The organism is Brevibacillus nigriterrae, assembly GCF_049846925.1.
Lineage (GTDB): Bacteria > Bacillota > Bacilli > Brevibacillales > Brevibacillaceae > Brevibacillus_H.
The window spans coordinates 178,889-195,940 of record NZ_JBNCMT010000005.1; the positions used below are offsets into that span (position 1 = coordinate 178,889).

Below are 17,052 nucleotides of genomic sequence, written 5' to 3' on the forward strand. Positions count from 1 at the left end.
ATGTGAACATTAAACCAACTGTTTCATCTTTTAATGCCAAAGAAAAAAGAGGGGCGGCATACTGCCATTCCCCTCTTGATTATACACAGTTTATTCGCTTGGAACTACTGGTTCACTTGGGACCACCAGGTTACCAATATCGAAATTCGGATTGAAGTTAGCATGAATGTATTGCGTTGCCACTTCCGGTACGATACCAAATGCAAGCGTTGCTAGAACGGTTACCAGAACCACAAAGCTTACACCCACTGGAAGCTTGAGTGGTGCTTCTGTTTCGCCTGTACGCATGTACATTTGACGAATGATTCCGAAGTAGTAATAGTACGAAATTACACTCGTTGCAACCATGATCGCAGATAACCAGAAATGCTTGAGCAATAAAGCACTCATGAAGATATAGAACTTACCGAAGAAACCAGCAGACACCGGGATACCTGCAAGTGACAGCAAGAAAATGGTCATTGCGACGGCTGCAAGCGGTGAACGGTGGTACAGTCCAGCGAATGCCTTGATTTCTTCTGTTCCCTGATCTCGTGTCACTACCATGATAATCGCAAACGCACCAAAGCTCATCAGCAAGTAAGCGAAAAGATAGAATATCACTTGTTCAAAGAAGAAGAACTTCGTAATCGTAACAAATGGCACCAGTAAGTAACCCGCTTGCGCAATACCCGAGTAAGCCATCATTCGTTTTACATTTGTTTGGCGAACAGCCATTGTATTACCAATTACCATTGTCAAACCTGCAATGATCGACAGATACAAGCTCAAATCAGTCGAACTTCCATAGATTCCGAAGAAAGATAGAAGCAGAATGCGGATAACAATGGCAAAACCTGCTGCTTTGGAAACCACAGCCAAGAATGCCGTAACAGGTGTCGGTGCTCCCTGATATACATCAGGTGCCCACATATGGTTCGGCACAATTGCGATCTTGAAGCCAAGACCAGCAATCATCAATGCATACGCCAGAAGTACAAGGAATTCGAATCCGTTGGCATATGCTTCACCAAGACGTTGTGCGATCTCATACAAGTTCGTTGTTCCAGTAATCCCGTAGATGTATGACATACCAAACAACGTGAATGCTGTTGCAATTCCGCCAGCAACAACATATTTGAATGCTGCTTCATTGGATTGAATCTTATGTTTGCGCAACCCTACAAGTACAAAGGAAGCGATGGACAAAAGCTCCAAACCTACGAACAACGTAATCAAATCGGCAGAAGATGCCATTACCATTGCTCCCAATAATCCAGCCAGGAGCAGATAGTAGTACTCTCCTTGATGCGTAATTTCACCTTTTTGCAAGTACGATTGAGAAAGGATCAGGGTGAACGCAACCCCACCAAGGAATAACAATTTGAATGCATTACCGAAGTCATCGACACGCATCATATCGGCCATAAATGAGTATGGCTGATCAAGAGCGGCCATGTTGCGAAGTACGAACCAGCCAGCAAGCAGTACACCTGCTAATGACAGCCAGCCAAGGACGGCACGACTCGTACGTTTGCCCATAAACAAATCAATCAACGATAATAGTGTAGCGCAGCCAAGAATAATGAATTCGGGAAGAAGGTAGCTCCAATTGTAATGAGCCAAGATATTCGTTGTCATGGTTGCTTACCCCCCTATCCCTGGAACGATTGGTACTATCGTTTTTAATGTTTCTTGTAACGGATCACTGAGAACCGCTGGATAGATACCGATCAGAATGATAAAGCCTAAGAGAACAATCATCGGAATTACTTCAACCGGTTGTGCATCTGCCAAGTGAAGGTGCTCTTCACGAGTTGGTCCGAACGTCGTACGAAGAGTCGCACGGAGTAAGTACACAGCAGTAAGGATAATACCCAAGCAACCGACTGCAGCAATGATTGGCATTACTCCGAACAGACCCAGGAACGCAAGGAATTCACTGATAAACCCTGACATACCAGGCAGACCGAGGGAGGCCATCGCTGCCGCAAGCAGAATACCGCTTACAAATGGCATGGACTTCGCCAAACCACCAAGTTCATTCAAATTGGAAGTGCCAACACGTTCCCAGATGACTCCCACCAGGAAGAACATCAATGCTGAGATGAAACCGTGAGAAACTACTTGGAAGATCGCACCTTGGAAGCCCACCGTGTTCATCGCGGCAAGACCAAGCAATACGATACCCATGTGACTGATACTAGAGTAAGCCAAGACCATTTTCAGGTCTTTTTGCACGAAAGCCAAAATTGCTCCGTAAATAATATTCAGAACCCCAAGTACAGCCATCCAGGTTGCAAAGTTATAGGCTTGCTCTGGGAAGAAACCAATTCCCATACGAATCAAACCGTAAGCACCCATCTTCAACAGGATACCGGAGTGAATCATAACGATAGAAGGTGGCGCTTGCACGTGAACCTTCAACATCCATGTGTGGAACGGGAAAATTGGTAATTTGATACCGAATGCGATAAACAAGGCTAGGAACAAACCAAAACGAAGTGTTTCACTGATGTGTCCAAGCATTGGATTTGTTGTTTGTGACAAGGCAGCAGTCAACTCTGCCATGTTCATGGTAAGGTCGCCATTTGCATTTGGAACGTTCATGTAAATTGTGATGAACGCAAGCAACATGATCGCTGAACCTACACCATTATATAGAAGGAACTTGTTCGCTGCACGTTCACGTTCGGAGTAACCCCAGATACCAATCAGGAAGTACATCGGTACCAGTGTTAATTCGAAGAAGATAAAGAACAGGAACAGGTTTTGCGTCGTGAATACACCGAACATCCCGATCAAAAGAATATTGAACAGAATGAAGTATTCTTTTAGGCGCTTTTTGAGATGAGTGGAGGCAATCGCTGCCAGTGTACCAATAATTGCAGTCAGTACGACCAGCGGCATGGATACACCGTCAACACCCATTTCATACTTGATATTCAGGTTAAACAGTTGACCTGCATTATCAATTGCCGCAGGGATGGTAATCCAGTTTGTTTGTTCAACAAACTGCATCGTAGCTTTTGAATAGTCAAAGCCTGAGAAAAGCATGAATGACAGAACAAGCGGTAAGAGGGTTCCTAGAATCCCGACTTGCTTAATCACGCTACCTTGATGCTTTGGAATAAATGCTATTACAAGAATAGCAAGCAGTGGAGAGAGCGTAATCAGCGTGAGCAACATGCTATTTAACACCTGGGACACCTCCAAACGCTGTAAGTCCGATCACTAACAGAACAAGACCCGCCAACACCACAAATCCGTAAGTTTGCATCTGTCCATTCTGGATGCGGGCATTCACAGCACCGATCGTATTAGCGATGAAAGCAACCAATTGTACCAAACCATCGACAACATATCGGTCAAACAGATCTAGTACCCATCCAAACCACTTAAGCGGTTGAACAAATACGGCATGATAAATTTCATCTACATAGTATTTGCGGAATGAAAGCTGATAGAGCCACGGCATTGGGCGAGCGATCATATCACGAGAAATTGATTGTTTTGCGTACATGAGATAAGCCAAGAGAATTCCGAGTACAGAAACGAGAATTGCCATTACTTGTACCCATGCTGCAGCGTGTCCTTCTTCTTGTCCGAACACACTTGCAATTGCTTCGCCTGTTGATCCTTCTACCAACCAATGATGCAAGATTGGCGAGAACGGCGTGTTAAAGAATCCGGCAACAACTGCTAAAACAGCTAGCAACATCAAAGGAATTGTCATTACTGCTGGAGATTCATGTGCTTTGTCATGACCGTGTCCTCTTGGTTTACCAACGAAGGTAAGGAAGAACAGACGGAACATGTAGAAAGCTGTGAAGAACGCCGCAATAATTGCCATCCATAACAAGTCCATACGATCAGCAAGATACACAGCACCAAGAATTTCTTCTTTGGACCAAAATCCTGCGAATGGAGGAACACCGGCAATTGCCAAACATCCGATTAAGAACGTCCAGGCTGTGATCGGCATTTTCTTCCACAAGCCACCCATTTCAAAAATGTCTTGTGTATGCACGGCATGGATTACACTACCTGCTGCCAAGAACAGTAAGGCTTTGAAGAAAGCATGTGTCATCAAGTGGAACGTACCTGCAACATATCCAGCAGCTCCTGCAGCACCAAGTGCCAACATCATGTAACCAAGCTGACTCACTGTGGAATATGCCAGTACACGTTTGATGTCTCGTTGTGTCAAACCAATGGAAGCAGCAAAGATCGCTGTAATTCCACCGACATAAGCAACTACATTCAATGCAGTTTCAGAAGCAATGAACAATGGGAAAGCCGCAGCTACCAAGTATACCCCTGCAGCAACCATCGTTGCAGCGTGGATTAATGCAGATACTGGTGTAGGACCTTCCATCGCATCTGGCAACCATGTATGCAATGGGAACTGACCTGATTTACCCATCGCACCGATGAAAATCAAAATAGCACAGAGAGTAATCATCCACGGTTCCAAACGACCTGCGGAAATTGCACTGAAAATCTCGCTATATTCGAAGCTTCCTGTCCACCAGAACAGTAGAGCAATACCGATAAACAAACCAACGTCACCAATACGAGTAACGATGAACGCTTTTTTCGCTGCTGCTTTCGCTTCTTGCTTGAAGAAGTAGAAACCTACGAGCAAGAACGAACATACCCCTACCAGCTCCCAGAAGATGTACACTTGCAGCAAGTTAGGAGAGATAACAAGGCCAAGCATCGAGAAAGTAAAGAGTGACAGGTATTGATAAAATACCGGAAAACGATCATCCCCGTGCATATACCCTTTGGAGTAGATTTGCACAAGCAAGCTGACAAACGTAACAATAACAAGCATTAACGCATTAAGCTGATTTACTTCGAAACCCATCCGTACGATTGTGTCGCCAATTTGCAACCAATCGACAGCGAATTTATAATCTGCTGCACCTTCTTTGAAGCGCTCCAAGAAGGTCATTACTGCCATGATAAAGGAAATTCCGATAGCCAGAACTCCCACAAAAACCGATCCCTCTTTCAACTGTCGACCAAATGAGACGATCAAGATGAAAGCGAAGAGCGGAAAAAGAGGGATAAGCCAGGCGTATTGCATTATCGTATCCATAAGTTCACCTATCCTTTTCCTTTTCTAACGTTTCATCGTGTCCATCTCGTCAACTTCAACAGTATCACGGTTGCGGTATAGAGCGAGTAGGATTGCGATGCCCACTGCTACCTCCGCAGCAGCAATCGTCATTGTAAATAACGTGAAGATTTGACCTGTAATCGAAGCAAACATACCGTATTTTGCAAATGCAACGAGGTTAATATTAACCGCATTGAACATTAACTCGATTGATAGAAGGACAATGATTGCACTTCTTTTAGTTAATGCGCCGTACAAGCCAACACTGAACAGAATCAAGGCGACCAATAAATAAGAGGATAACGGTACACTCATTCTTTGTCCCCCTCCTTCTTCGCCATGATAATTGCACCAACTAAGGCTACAAGTAACAAGACAGACACAAGCTCAAACGGAATTACATATTTCGTAAATACTTCAATACCAATTTGTTTTACATTGCTGATAGCTGGGTCTGCAGGGGTTACAGGTCCCATAGGAGGCCAAACTGTCTTTTGAATTCCCAAGAACACGATCACAAAGAAAGCAGCTACCCCAACAAAGGTGAGAAACTTGTTCTGTGCACGATTACTTCCGTTGTCATGTGCATCGTGCTTGGTCAGCATGATTCCAAACAGCATCAGTATGGAGATCGCACCAGAGTATACCAAGACTTGAGAAACGGCCACAAACTCGGCATCCAAGAGTACAAATAGTCCTGCAATGCTGATGAACGTCACCCCGATGGCAACCACCATGTGAACAACTCGGGTAAAGCTAATCATAAAAACAGCTCCGCCGATTGTTAGCAGGGACAGGATAAAGAACGCTACAAATGAAGCACTCATTCTAGTTTTCCTCCCTGACGTTTGTATTGTTATCATCTAACCACTTCAAGTTCTTATACAGTTCATCTCGGCTATAAACAGCTAACTCGAAGTTGTTACTCATTACAATTGCATTCGTTGGGCATACCTCTGTACATAGGTCACAGAGAATGCAAATTTCAAAGTTGATATCATATGTGTCAATAATTTTACCCTTTTTTGCTGGATCTGGATGAGCTTTACCCGTTAATTGGATACACTCTGTAGGGCAAATACGCGCACATTGGTTGCAAACAATGCATTTTTCAGGTGAAAAGTGCTGAATTCCACGAAAACGTGGTGGCATAGGATACGGCACATCCGGATAAAAGTGCGTTACTTTTTTCTCGGTGAGCTTCTTTAAAATGAACCCCAGCCCTTTAGCAAAGCCTAGCATTGTGTTTCCCCCCTTACGATTTGAATGGCTTTAGCGGCTTACTGCCCCAACGTACCGTTCTGAACGGAGATGAAGACGGCTGTTAGCAGTATGTTGAGTAGTGCAACTGGCAGAAGGCCTTTCCATGCAAATGACATCAGTTGGTCAACACGCAAGCGAGGCATCGTAGCCCGAAGCCAGAATTGGAAAAATACATACAAAGAGAATTTCAGGATAAACCAAACGATTCCTGGAATAAATCCTAGTGCAGGGTGAATTGGAAGCCATCCGCCCAGGAACAGAATCGTGATCAGTGAACCCATACCAAACATGTACACATACTCAGCCAACATAAACATGGCAAAGCGGAAACCTGAGTATTCTACGTGATAACCCGCAACTAGCTCAGACTCTGCCTCTGGCAAGTCAAATGGAGTACGGTTCAATTCGGCTTGAGCGGCAATGATGAATACTAAGAACGCAATAAACTGAGGAACGATATTCCATACATCGCGTTGACCTTCAACAATATCAATTAAGTTCATGCTTCCTGTCATTAAGATGACACCAACTACTGACATAACAAGTGGCACTTCATAGCTGATCATCTGTGCAGCAGAACGCAAACCACCAATTAATGAGTATTTATTGTTGGAAGCCCAACCACCCATAATAACACCAATAACGGTAATACCAGAAACAGCCATGTAGTAGAGAACGCCGATACCTAAATCAGCGAAGTGAAGGGTATCTGTAAAAGGAATAACAGCCAAAACAGCAAAGGATGGAGCATAGGCAAGGACTGGTGCCAAGGCAAACAACACTTTGTCAGCATGTTTTGGACGAGTATCTTCTTTTAACAACAGCTTCGCTACGTCAGCAACGGTTTGAAGCAATCCAAGCGGACCCACTCGGTTCGGACCGATACGCAACTGCATCCAGCCGATTACTTTACGTTCAAAGTAGATAGCATAGGTTACGAATCCGAGTACAACACCCAGTAACGCTACGCCAGCTAATAGAAACAGTACAACATTTAATACCGAGGGAGTTTCTTGCAAAAGTTCACTCATTATGCGTCAACCTCCCCAAGAACGATGTCAATACTACCCAAAATCGCAACCATGTCTGCCATATTTTGACCTTTTAACAGCTTAGGCAGAATCTGCAGGTTATTAAAAGATGGACGGCGAAGCTTCAAGCGCCATGGCTTATCTTTTCCTTGGCTTGCAATATAAACGCCGATCTCTCCGCGAGGTGATTCGATTCGCACGAATGTTTCACCAACTGGCGGACGAATGACTTTTGGTACTTTGCCCAATACTTCCCCTTCTTTCGGGATTTGAGCCAGCGCCTGTTCCACAATACGAAGTGATTGCTCCATTTCAGCGAGACGCAAGTGGTATCTTGCCATACAGTCACCCTCGGTTGTTGTTGGAACGTCAAATTCAAAACGGTCGTAAATGCTATATGGTTCGTCTTTGCGAAGATCCCACTTCTCTCCCGTACAGCGAAGCATGACACCAGAAAGAGAATGATTCAAAGCATCTTCACGATTGTATTTTCCGATTCCGGTTAGACGGTTAACGAAGATTTCATTCCCGGTAACCAAAGCGTGGTAGTTGTGCAATTCCTTTTTCATATACTGAACAAACTCAGATGCTTTCTCAATCCAACCCGGAGGCGCGTCCCATTTGAGTCCGCCAATCCGCATGTAGTTGTATGTCAAACGTGCTCCACACAATTCATTGAAAAGATCAAGAATCTTCTCACGGTCACGGAAGGCAAACAAGAATGGACTCATTGCACCGATATCGAGAAGATAGGTTCCCCACCAAACCATGTGACTCGCAACCCGGTTGAGCTCCATTACGATTACTCGCAAATATTCTGCTCTTTCCGGAATTTGCAGCCCCATCATGGTTTCAACTGCATGACAGAGAACGTAGTTATTCGTCATGGCAGACAGGTAATCAAGACGGTCTGTATAAGGAATAATCTGTGTATAATTCAGGTTTTCCGCCAATTTTTCTGTTCCACGATGAAGATAACCAATCACCGGAATTGCTTCATTGATTGTTTCCCCGTCGATCTTTACAACAAGTCGAAATACACCGTGTGTACTTGGATGCTGAGGACCAACGTTCAACAACATTTCTTCTGTGCGGAGACCTGTAGATGGGAATGTTCTATTATCCAAGGAAGTCATATCTAAGCTCATCTCCTACACCCCCTCGTCGAACTGTACGTAGTCTTTGCGAAGTGGATGGCCTTCCCAATCATCTGACAGCATAATTCGACGCAAATCACTATGTCCCGGGAAATTAATTCCAAGAAGATCGTATGTTTCCCGCTCGTTGTAATTCGCACCAGCCCAAATATCCATTACAGACGCAACTGAAGGCTTCTCACGATTTGTTTTTACTTTAACAGCAATACTTTGTCGGTTTTTGTAAGAATACAAATGATAGTAAACTTCCATATGATTCTCATAATCGACACCATGAAGATTCGATAAATATTCAAAATGAAGGCCAGCATCTTCTTTAAGCAGTTTGGCAACATCACGTAAACGTTCATTCTTTACAATGATCGTTGGTACGTCCTTCCCTAACTCATTAATGTAAGAAGCTTCGAGTACATCTTCACCTAATGTGGAAGTGATTACTTTCACATACTTATCCAAAAACGGCTGATTTTTAGAAGGTGCTTTCGGTGCTGCAGCTTCTGCTTCTCCTTCAGTACCTGCCGCTTTGGCTTTCGCTGCTGCGGCGGCTGCTGCCTTAGCCTTTGCTGCTGCTGCGGCCTTAGCTTTATCATCGTCCCCAGCCGACTCACCACCAGCACTAGCCTTTGCTTTTGCGGCTGCAGCGGCTGCTGCTTTGGCTTTTGCTGCTGCGGCTGCTTTCGCCTTCGCATCAGCGTCATCTCCGCCTGCTTCAGTTTCTGCTCCACCTTCTGCCTGCGCTGCTTTGGCTTTTGCCGCTGCTGCCGCTGCGGCTGCTGCCTTTGCTTTCGCTGCTGCGGCTGCTTTCGCCTTCGCATCAGCGTCATCTCCGCCTGCTTCAGTTGCTGCTCCGCCTTCTGCCTGCGCTGCTTTGGCCTTTGCCGCTGCTGCAGCTGCGGCTGCTGCCTTTGCTTTCGCTGCTGCGGCCGCTTTCGCCTTCGCATCAGCGTCATTGCCACTTGCTGCAACTACTTGCTCTTCTTGTTTTGGAGCTTCTTGTGGTGGAGTCTCTTGTTTTGGAGCGCTTTCAACTGCTGCTCCTTGACCTTGTTCTTTTAACTTTTTCATCTCTTCAGCCTTTGCTTTGGCTGCTGCCGCTGCGGCTGCTTTTTCCTCTGGAGTAGGCTTGCGCTTTTCCTCACTCATTGACTGGTCACCTTCTTCCCAGTCTTCGCTTCATAACGAATCTTCTCTTGCAATTTATTAATTCCATAAATAAGTGCAACCGGACTTGGTGGACAGCCCGGAATGTAAACATCTACAGGTACGATTTGGTCAACACCTTTTACGACGCTGTAAGATTTGACATAAGGACCACCCGCTGTTGCACAAACACCCATTGCAACAACCCACTTCGGTTCAGGCATTTGATCGTACAATCTGCGCAACAAAGGCGCCATTTTTTTCGTAACAGTTCCTGCAACGATCATTACGTCTGCATGACGTGGCGAAGCACGGAAAATAACCCCGAAACGGTCAAAGTCATAATGAGAGCCACCTGTTGCCATCATTTCAATCGCACAGCAAGCCAAGCCGAACGATAATGGCCACATAGAGTTACTGCGTACCCAGCCTTTAAGCGTTTCCACACTTGTAAACAGGACATTACGATTCAATTCTTCCTGCAGTTCAGGCGCAATTTTGGTAAGATCTAGCTCCATTCTAGCACCTTCTTTCTCCAAGCATAGACTAATCCGATTGCTAGAAGCACGATAAAGATAACCATTTCAATTAAAGCAAAAAGGCCTAGCTGATTATATGCTACTGCCCATGGATAGAGAAACAATGTTTCAACATCAAAAATGACAAACAGCAGGGCGAAAATGTAATACTTTACATTAAAACGAACCCAACTGTCACCGACTGGAATGTTACCACTTTCATAGGTGGTCTGCTTTTCTGGAGTAGGATTATTAGGTCGTACTAAAGGACCAATAATACTCACTGTAGCCACAGGAAGCAGCACACCAAGGAAGATAAAGATGGCAACAATCACATAATTGTTTGCATAGATTGCACTCATCGTGATTCCCCTCCGTTGTACTGAGTACAAGAAAATACCTACATTATTATAGCAAAACCCTATACTGGTGTCTAACGAAAGCCTTACTTTTGTAATAATTTCTTTCTCTTTCCTCTTGACAAATTGTCTAAAAACTTACGGAACTATTGTCCCATCGCTTTTACACAATTAATCAAGTTTTTACTGTTAATTTGTAGTTAACTCATTTTTCCGCTTTCTTCTAGGATTATCATGTGTTTTTTTGTGACTTCAAACACAATAAACTTTACGTTTTCATAGATTATTTGCGCTTGTAATTAATGGAAATAAAAAAAGGGGGCAAGATTTACTCTCACCCCTTACATTTATTATTTTTTCTTGGATACTTCGATTTCTAATTGAGTTCCTTTTTGTTTTTCTTTCAATACTTTGATTTGGATTCCTAATTGTTGAAGAATTTTACCTACATCTTCAATTCCTGGCATGCTGTAATCATTCTTATCGTAGAATACAGCTTCACCAGGAAGCGGATCATAATTCAACGTACCGTAGATGAAATCGATGTTAATTCCAGAAGTCTCATGGAGACCAAATGCTGCGTCATTTACCAGGTAACGATCGGTAGCTGGTGTACTTTGATCACCATTCCAATAACGTGCTTCTTGGTGAGCATCAACTACACCAATAAAGCCTTCGCCCGGATGCTCATTCGTGTTGTTATCAGCAGTCTTACCGTAACGTCCATCATAGTACCAAACTACCATACCTGGATCATAAGCAAAGAATGTCATGTTACGGTTATAGTTTGCTAAACCTTTATCTACACCATTATGTGTACGATATTCAACTAGGTAGTAAGCAGGAAGCATTTGACCAGTTCCGTCAAAGTGAGTAAAGCCATCCAATTCAAACTGGAGTTCTCCTTCAGCGTCATCTTCGAATACTACTTTTCCATCAGCTTCGACAACATAATTGTCAGAATAGAAACCGTCTAGCGCCAAGCCACCATCAGTTACATAGTTAAATTCCAATTTAATTTTCTTTCCTGCAAATTCAGAAAGATCTACTTCTTCTTTCACACTGCCTTTAGTATCATCATCCCATGTTTTGAATTCTTTCTTGAGATAATCACCTGTAGTAGCGTCAAGGATGTGAAGATACAAGTAATCGTAATCTGTTTCAATTTGTCTCCAAGCATCAAAGCTCAATTTAACTTCTTTTGCACCTGTTAAATCGATTTCTTTAGAGGTCATGCTTGTATTCAGATCGTCACCTTTGTCAGAGAAGTAGGAATAGTCTCCATCCAAAGGACCGATCGGTGCTTTGGATTCTACATCTGGAAGATTGATCTTTAATACTTTATCTTTAGGATCCATGCTTACGCCTTCTTCAAGCGTAAATTTGCGTTTTGAATTGATTTTATCATGATCGATAACACGTGGCTTCAGCCAGTTACCGCCATAGCGAGCTTGTAATTCAAGTTTACTCCACGGATCAAATGCTGTTGGTTCAGTTCCTAAGATTACGCCATTCCAACTACCTGAAGACATGATTGACCAAGAACCGACCGGAGAACCTTGTCCACCACTAATTGTGTCATACAAGTCAGGAATACCCAAATTATGACCGTATTCATGAGCGAATACACCCACAGCTCCATCTTCAGGTTGAATCATGTAGTCGTACGCTTTAAGGCTTGTTCCTGGAATTGCCGTTGGTCTCTTCAACGTCCAACGATGTGACCAAATAGTTTCGGGAGCCGCACCTGCTTCTTCACCAAGACCAGAGTGAACTAGCATGAGGTTATCCAACATACCATCTGGTTCCATTACATTTCCATCGCCATCGATATCGTATGGATCACGTTGGTCATATTTGTCTTCTTTTCCCTTAATGGATTGTCCAACCGTTTCAAGTGTCTCAATTACAAGATCACGAGGTGCTTTATCTTTGGATTCTCCCTCATGTGCCCCATAGTAAGCAGCTTCTTTTGAAGCCTTAATCCAAGGGGTAACAACACCGTCAACACTCCAAGTACCACCGGATTGTTGATAGTAGTATTGAGCCATCGTGATCAAATCTACTCCCTCAGGAGTACGGTATCCATATGGATTGAAAAGCATATTCTCATAATGCTCTTGGCTGAAATCTTCTGTCCAAAGACTATCTTCTTCTCTAGTAATATTGTTATGTTCAACATCTGGGAATTCGATCAATGCCATAACAATGTTGTCTTTGTGAGTGTTTCTGAATTTAGCTTCTTTGGAGTTTTCAGTCATAGCATTAGCTTTTTTGCTAACTTTGGAATCAGTATTTAATTTCGTTTTTTCAGCTTTTTTACCGAAGCTAGAAGAAGTATCGATTCCGTGTGGAACTTCACCTTTCGACACATATTTATTAACTGCTTTTTCAATTTCTTCTGGAGAAGCGTCCTCATCGATAATACCCTGCTTCATTAAATTCTTAGCAAGGCGTTCAAAATTTACAATAGCCCAATCAATGTGGTTTTCCTGTTCTTGCTTTTTGCTTTTTGCATCTGTAGCAAGCGGAGCACCTACTACCGCAGTTAGCACAAGAGCTGATGACAAAAGCCCTGCCATTACTTTGTTAATTTTCAAATTGACCATCCTTTCTTTATGTACATTTACAACCCGATTAAGAGATGACCAAACAACAGAAATTATCAAATAAACCAGATATATGAGATATTTTCTATTATTTAGTCAATTCCTAATATAGTGTAAATATTTTCTACCTTTTTCCACAAATTCCTTCATTCTTTTTAAAAAAAATTTACAAAAAAAATCTCTTTTCTGCATTAAAAAATGTTATTTTCTTGTATTCAATCAATAACGGGAAGGAATTCGAGAGAAATACACTATAATACATTTGTTTATAGAATTAATTAATTCTTTATTTTTTGTAAAATTCCTTCTCGTATTTAAAAAAAATTTAATAAACAAATATTTTTTATTCTATATTATAATCAGAACTTTCGCAAATATCCAGAAAAAGAAAGGAGCTACTCCCTTAGCTCCTCGCTTCAGGAATAGCTCCTATTGATTGTTAATTAGTCGTTTTCTCTCGACAATTCAAATTGTACTTTCTTACCACCGTTCATTTCCTTCAATACATTGATACGGATACCCAACTGTTGGAGAATTTTACCTACATCTTCTGCACCAGGCATAGAGTAGTCGTTTCGATCGTAAAATTCAGATACACCTGGGAGGCTGCCGTAGTTCAACGTTCCGTTAATGAAGTCGATGTTGATACCAGATGTATCTTTCAAACCAAACGCTGCGTCATTGACTTGGTAACGGTCACCAGCCGGTTGGCTAGGATCTCCATTCCAGTAACGAACATCCTGATGTGCATCGACTACGCCGATGAAGCCTTCACCTGGATGGTTGCCCGTGTGGTTGTCTGAGGTTTTGCCATAACGGCCATCATAGTACCATACAACCAAACCTGGATCATAAGCAAAGAATGTCATGTTGCGGTTGTAGTTTGCCAAGCCTTTGTCCATACCGTTTTGAGTACGCCATTCAACCAGGTAGTATGCAGGAAGCATTTGACCTGTACCATCGAAGTGAATGAAGCCGTCAAGATCAAACTTCGGCTCTTCAGCATTATCTTCAAACACTACATTGCCATCAGCTTCAACAACATAATTGTCGGAATAGAATCCGTCTGGAGCCAATCCGCCATCTGTTACATAATTGAATTCAAGCTTGATTTTATTTCCTGCGAATTCAGAAAGGTCGATGTTTTCTTTAACCCAACCTTCTGTCACGTCATCCCAAACTTTGAATTCCTTCTTGAGGTAATCACCTGAATTTGCATCGATGATGTTGAGGTAGAGGTAATCGTAACCTGCCTCGATCTGTCTCCATGCATCGTAGGAGAGAGTTACACTGGATGCACCTGCCAAATCAATCTCAGGAGAAGTCATTTTGGTATTGAGATCGTCACCTTTGTCTGAGAAGTAAGAGTAATTTCCTTCATATGGTTGAACTGGTGGTTTTGCCTCAACGTCTGGTAATGTGATTTTCAATGATTTACCTTCTGCACCGAAGCTTGCTCCTTCATTGAGGGTTATTTTCTTCGCATTCTTGATATCTTTATAATCGATTACCTCTGGTGCTAACCAGTTTCCGCCAAAGCGGGCTTGTAACTCCAGTTTGCTCCATGGATCGAACGCCGTAGGTTCGGTTCCAAGAATGACACCGTTCCAGCTACCAGAGGACATGATTGACCAGGAACCAACTGGGGAACCAAGTCCTTGACGAGTTGTATCGTACAAATCTGGTAGACCTAAGTTATGGCCATACTCATGTGCGAATACCCCGACTGCGCCATCTTCCGGTTGAACCATGTAATCATATGCTTTCAAGCTTGTTCCTGGAATCGCCGTAGGTTTCTTCAGTGTCCAGCGATGTGACCAGATCGCATTTGGACGCTCACCTGTCTCTTCACCAATACCGGAATGCACCAGCATCAGGTTGTCGAGCATTCCGTCTGGCTCCATTACGTTGCCGTCACCGTCAATATCATATGGGTCACGTTTGTCGTAGTCACTTTCTTTACCTGCAATGGATTGACCAACTGTCTCCAATGTCTCAAGTACAAGGTCTCTAGGTGCTTTGTCGTTGTCGTTTTCATCATTTCCGCCGTAGTATTCTTCGTTATTTTGTGCAGTAATCCAAGGTGTTACCACACCGCCCACAGACCAGGTTCCGCCTGACTGGTCATGGTAGTATTGCTTCATGGTTGTAAGTGTATCCCCTTCAGGAGTTGTGTACTCTTTTGAGTTGAACAGCATTTTCTCATAATGTTCTTGGCTAAAATCAGCAGTCCAGAGAGCATCTGGCGTTTCTGGAATTGTATTATGAGCCAAATCAGGGAACTCGATCAAAGCCATGACGATATTGTCATTATGGTTTTGACGAGACTTGGAGCTTTTCTTGTCAGCATCAATTTGGTTTGCTTTTTTGCTAGCTTTTGCATCGGCTTTGGCTTTGGTTTTGGCTGCCTTTTGACCGAAGCTGTTGGATGTATCAATTCCATGTGGAATATTGCGTTTCTCGATGTATTTGGCAACTTCTCTCTCAATTTCTTCGGGAGTAGCGTCTTCATCGATGATTCCTTGATCAATCAGGTTTTTGGCCAATCGATCAAAATTGATTACTCCCCAATCAATATACTTTCCTTGCTCTTGCTCTTGCTTTTCTTTTTTGCTCTTTGCATCTGTTGCAATTGGTGCCCCTACAACTGCAGTCAAAACGAGAGCAGAAGATAAGAGACCTGCCATGACCTTACCGATTCTCAATTTGAACCATCCTTTCATTATCGCAATATTCAGTCACTAAACTTGCTTTAAACCTAGGGATATCATTGAATCAACTTCATAAGAGCAGGTATCCCCCTATGAGCAAGCCAAGTCTAGTCTGACTGTTGTAAATATATACCAAACCAATCGAAAAAATCCCTCTTTTTGTGCTATTTTTTTTAATTACAAAAAAATATTTTATTAGACAGAATCTCGTAATCTTTTCATCGTATTTCCACCATTTTTTGTATATTGCGACAGCTAGTATCATTTTGTCTAAATTAAAGACAAAAAACGAGGAGAACATTCTCCTCGTTTTTTAAGCTTTTCACATAAAATTTTCGTAATTCTACATTTATTGTACGGCTTGCGGGTCTTTATTCCCCAAGAAATCTTCATAGATTCGTTCCCACACAACATTGATTTCCATCTTTTCGTTATCAGGAATCTGTTGAATGTTATCAATTGGGTCTTTCAAATATGGTACCAGTTTAATCATTACTTCTAGCAACAGCGCATCATTAACTTGAAGCATTTCCTTCAATTCAGCTTTCGATAAGTGGAAGACCACTTCATCGCTTTCATGAAGGGTAAGAACCAATTTGCTGAAGATCGGGTGTACCAACGTTTCAAGCTTAATCGCATGCAACGCCACCTTCTCTACATCAGATAATGTAAAGATGTCTTGTACATCTGGGAATGGGGTTACAGGGATATCCCACACCTCTCCTTTATCCAACAGAAGGCCCCACTTCATAAACAATTCAAATGCTTCTTCACGAGAAGCAGGATATGTAAATCCGGAACGCTCGAGGAATTCACGGTGCTTTTGCAGATGCTTCTGGTAGCCTTCATAGGATTCTTCGGACTTGAAGAGAGATTTATCCAGCTCTGTAAAAGTGCCTTTCAATCCTCTGATCTCATTCAACGCTTTATTCATTTCTTCTTTTGTTTCATATTTTGAAACCACATGGCACAACCCTTGGAAAAGTACTTTCATTTCATGAGAAAGAACACTCATCCATCCATTTGCCGTAAATCCGATCGGTGAAACTGTATCGTCATTTACTGATTTACGCAGGTCTCGAACCGTTTGCATGACTCCACTCTCCTTGCACATTTTAACAATCATTACTTGTAAGTTTCCCCAAATAGCGAAAAAC

General features: G+C 42.8%; 14 protein-coding genes. All 14 read right to left on the minus strand.

What is annotated here, in order from left to right; genetic code table 11:
• Positions 1-90: 90 nt before the first annotated feature.
• The 14 genes from nuoN to ACPW7N_RS05825 all read right to left on the minus strand — a co-directional run bounded on the left by nuoN (position 91) and on the right by ACPW7N_RS05825 (position 16,988).
• Positions 91-1,620: an NADH-quinone oxidoreductase subunit NuoN gene (nuoN, locus tag ACPW7N_RS05760; RefSeq protein WP_425650076.1), complete on the minus strand. Its 1,530-nt coding sequence runs from the start codon at positions 1,618-1,620 to the stop codon at positions 91-93.
• A 6-nt stretch (positions 1,621-1,626) separates the two neighbouring features.
• Positions 1,627-3,168 (minus strand): complex I subunit 4 family protein, encoded by a 1,542-nt coding sequence (locus tag ACPW7N_RS05765; protein ID WP_425650101.1) that lies wholly within the window; start codon positions 3,166-3,168, stop codon positions 1,627-1,629.
• A 1-nt stretch (position 3,169) separates the two neighbouring features.
• On the minus strand, positions 3,170-5,086 hold the full coding sequence (gene nuoL, locus ACPW7N_RS05770; RefSeq protein WP_425650077.1) for an NADH-quinone oxidoreductase subunit L: 1,917 nt from the start codon (positions 5,084-5,086) through the stop codon (positions 3,170-3,172).
• A gap of 24 nt (positions 5,087-5,110) precedes the next feature.
• Positions 5,111-5,422 carry an NADH-quinone oxidoreductase subunit NuoK gene (gene nuoK, locus ACPW7N_RS05775; RefSeq protein ID WP_425650078.1) on the minus strand — a complete coding sequence of 104 codons (312 nt, stop codon included), beginning with the start codon at positions 5,420-5,422 and terminating at the stop codon, positions 5,111-5,113.
• Positions 5,419-5,934 (minus strand): NADH-quinone oxidoreductase subunit J, encoded by a 516-nt coding sequence (locus ACPW7N_RS05780; protein ID WP_425650079.1) that lies wholly within the window; start codon positions 5,932-5,934, stop codon positions 5,419-5,421. The genes nuoK and ACPW7N_RS05780 overlap by 4 nt, the downstream gene beginning before the upstream one ends.
• 1 nt (position 5,935) lies before the next feature.
• A complete protein-coding gene (gene nuoI / locus ACPW7N_RS05785) occupies positions 5,936-6,349 on the minus strand; it encodes an NADH-quinone oxidoreductase subunit NuoI (protein WP_425650080.1) in 414 nt (137 codons plus the stop codon).
• A 38-nt stretch (positions 6,350-6,387) separates the two neighbouring features.
• A complete protein-coding gene (gene nuoH, locus ACPW7N_RS05790) occupies positions 6,388-7,404 on the minus strand; it encodes an NADH-quinone oxidoreductase subunit NuoH (protein WP_425650102.1) in 1,017 nt (338 codons plus the stop codon).
• Complete coding sequence (locus tag ACPW7N_RS05795; RefSeq protein ID WP_425650081.1) at positions 7,401-8,549, minus strand: NADH-quinone oxidoreductase subunit D; 1,149 nt, start codon at positions 8,547-8,549, stop codon at positions 7,401-7,403. Before ACPW7N_RS05795 ends, nuoH begins: the two co-directional genes overlap by 4 nt.
• Positions 8,550-8,552: 3 nt before the next feature.
• Complete coding sequence (locus ACPW7N_RS05800) at positions 8,553-9,701, minus strand: NADH-quinone oxidoreductase subunit C (protein ID WP_425650082.1); 1,149 nt, start codon at positions 9,699-9,701, stop codon at positions 8,553-8,555.
• On the minus strand, positions 9,698-10,216 hold the full coding sequence (locus ACPW7N_RS05805) for a NuoB/complex I 20 kDa subunit family protein (RefSeq protein WP_425650083.1): 519 nt from the start codon (positions 10,214-10,216) through the stop codon (positions 9,698-9,700). The genes ACPW7N_RS05800 and ACPW7N_RS05805 overlap by 4 nt, the downstream gene beginning before the upstream one ends.
• Entirely contained in the window at positions 10,207-10,578 is a 372-nt protein-coding gene (locus ACPW7N_RS05810; protein ID WP_425650084.1) for an NADH-quinone oxidoreductase subunit A, read from the minus strand. The genes ACPW7N_RS05805 and ACPW7N_RS05810 overlap by 10 nt, the downstream gene beginning before the upstream one ends.
• 347 nt (positions 10,579-10,925) lie before the next feature.
• Positions 10,926-13,184, minus strand: a complete 2,259-nt coding sequence (locus ACPW7N_RS05815; protein ID WP_425650103.1) for an immune inhibitor A domain-containing protein — start codon at positions 13,182-13,184, stop codon at positions 10,926-10,928.
• 443 nt (positions 13,185-13,627) lie between these two features.
• The gene (locus tag ACPW7N_RS05820) at positions 13,628-15,889 is read right to left on the minus strand and encodes an immune inhibitor A domain-containing protein (RefSeq protein WP_425650085.1); all 2,262 of its coding nucleotides are present in this window, start codon (positions 15,887-15,889) and stop codon (positions 13,628-13,630) included.
• 355 nt (positions 15,890-16,244) lie between these two features.
• A complete protein-coding gene (locus ACPW7N_RS05825) occupies positions 16,245-16,988 on the minus strand; it encodes a DUF6042 family protein (protein ID WP_425650086.1) in 744 nt (247 codons plus the stop codon).
• Positions 16,989-17,052 lie beyond the last annotated feature (64 nt).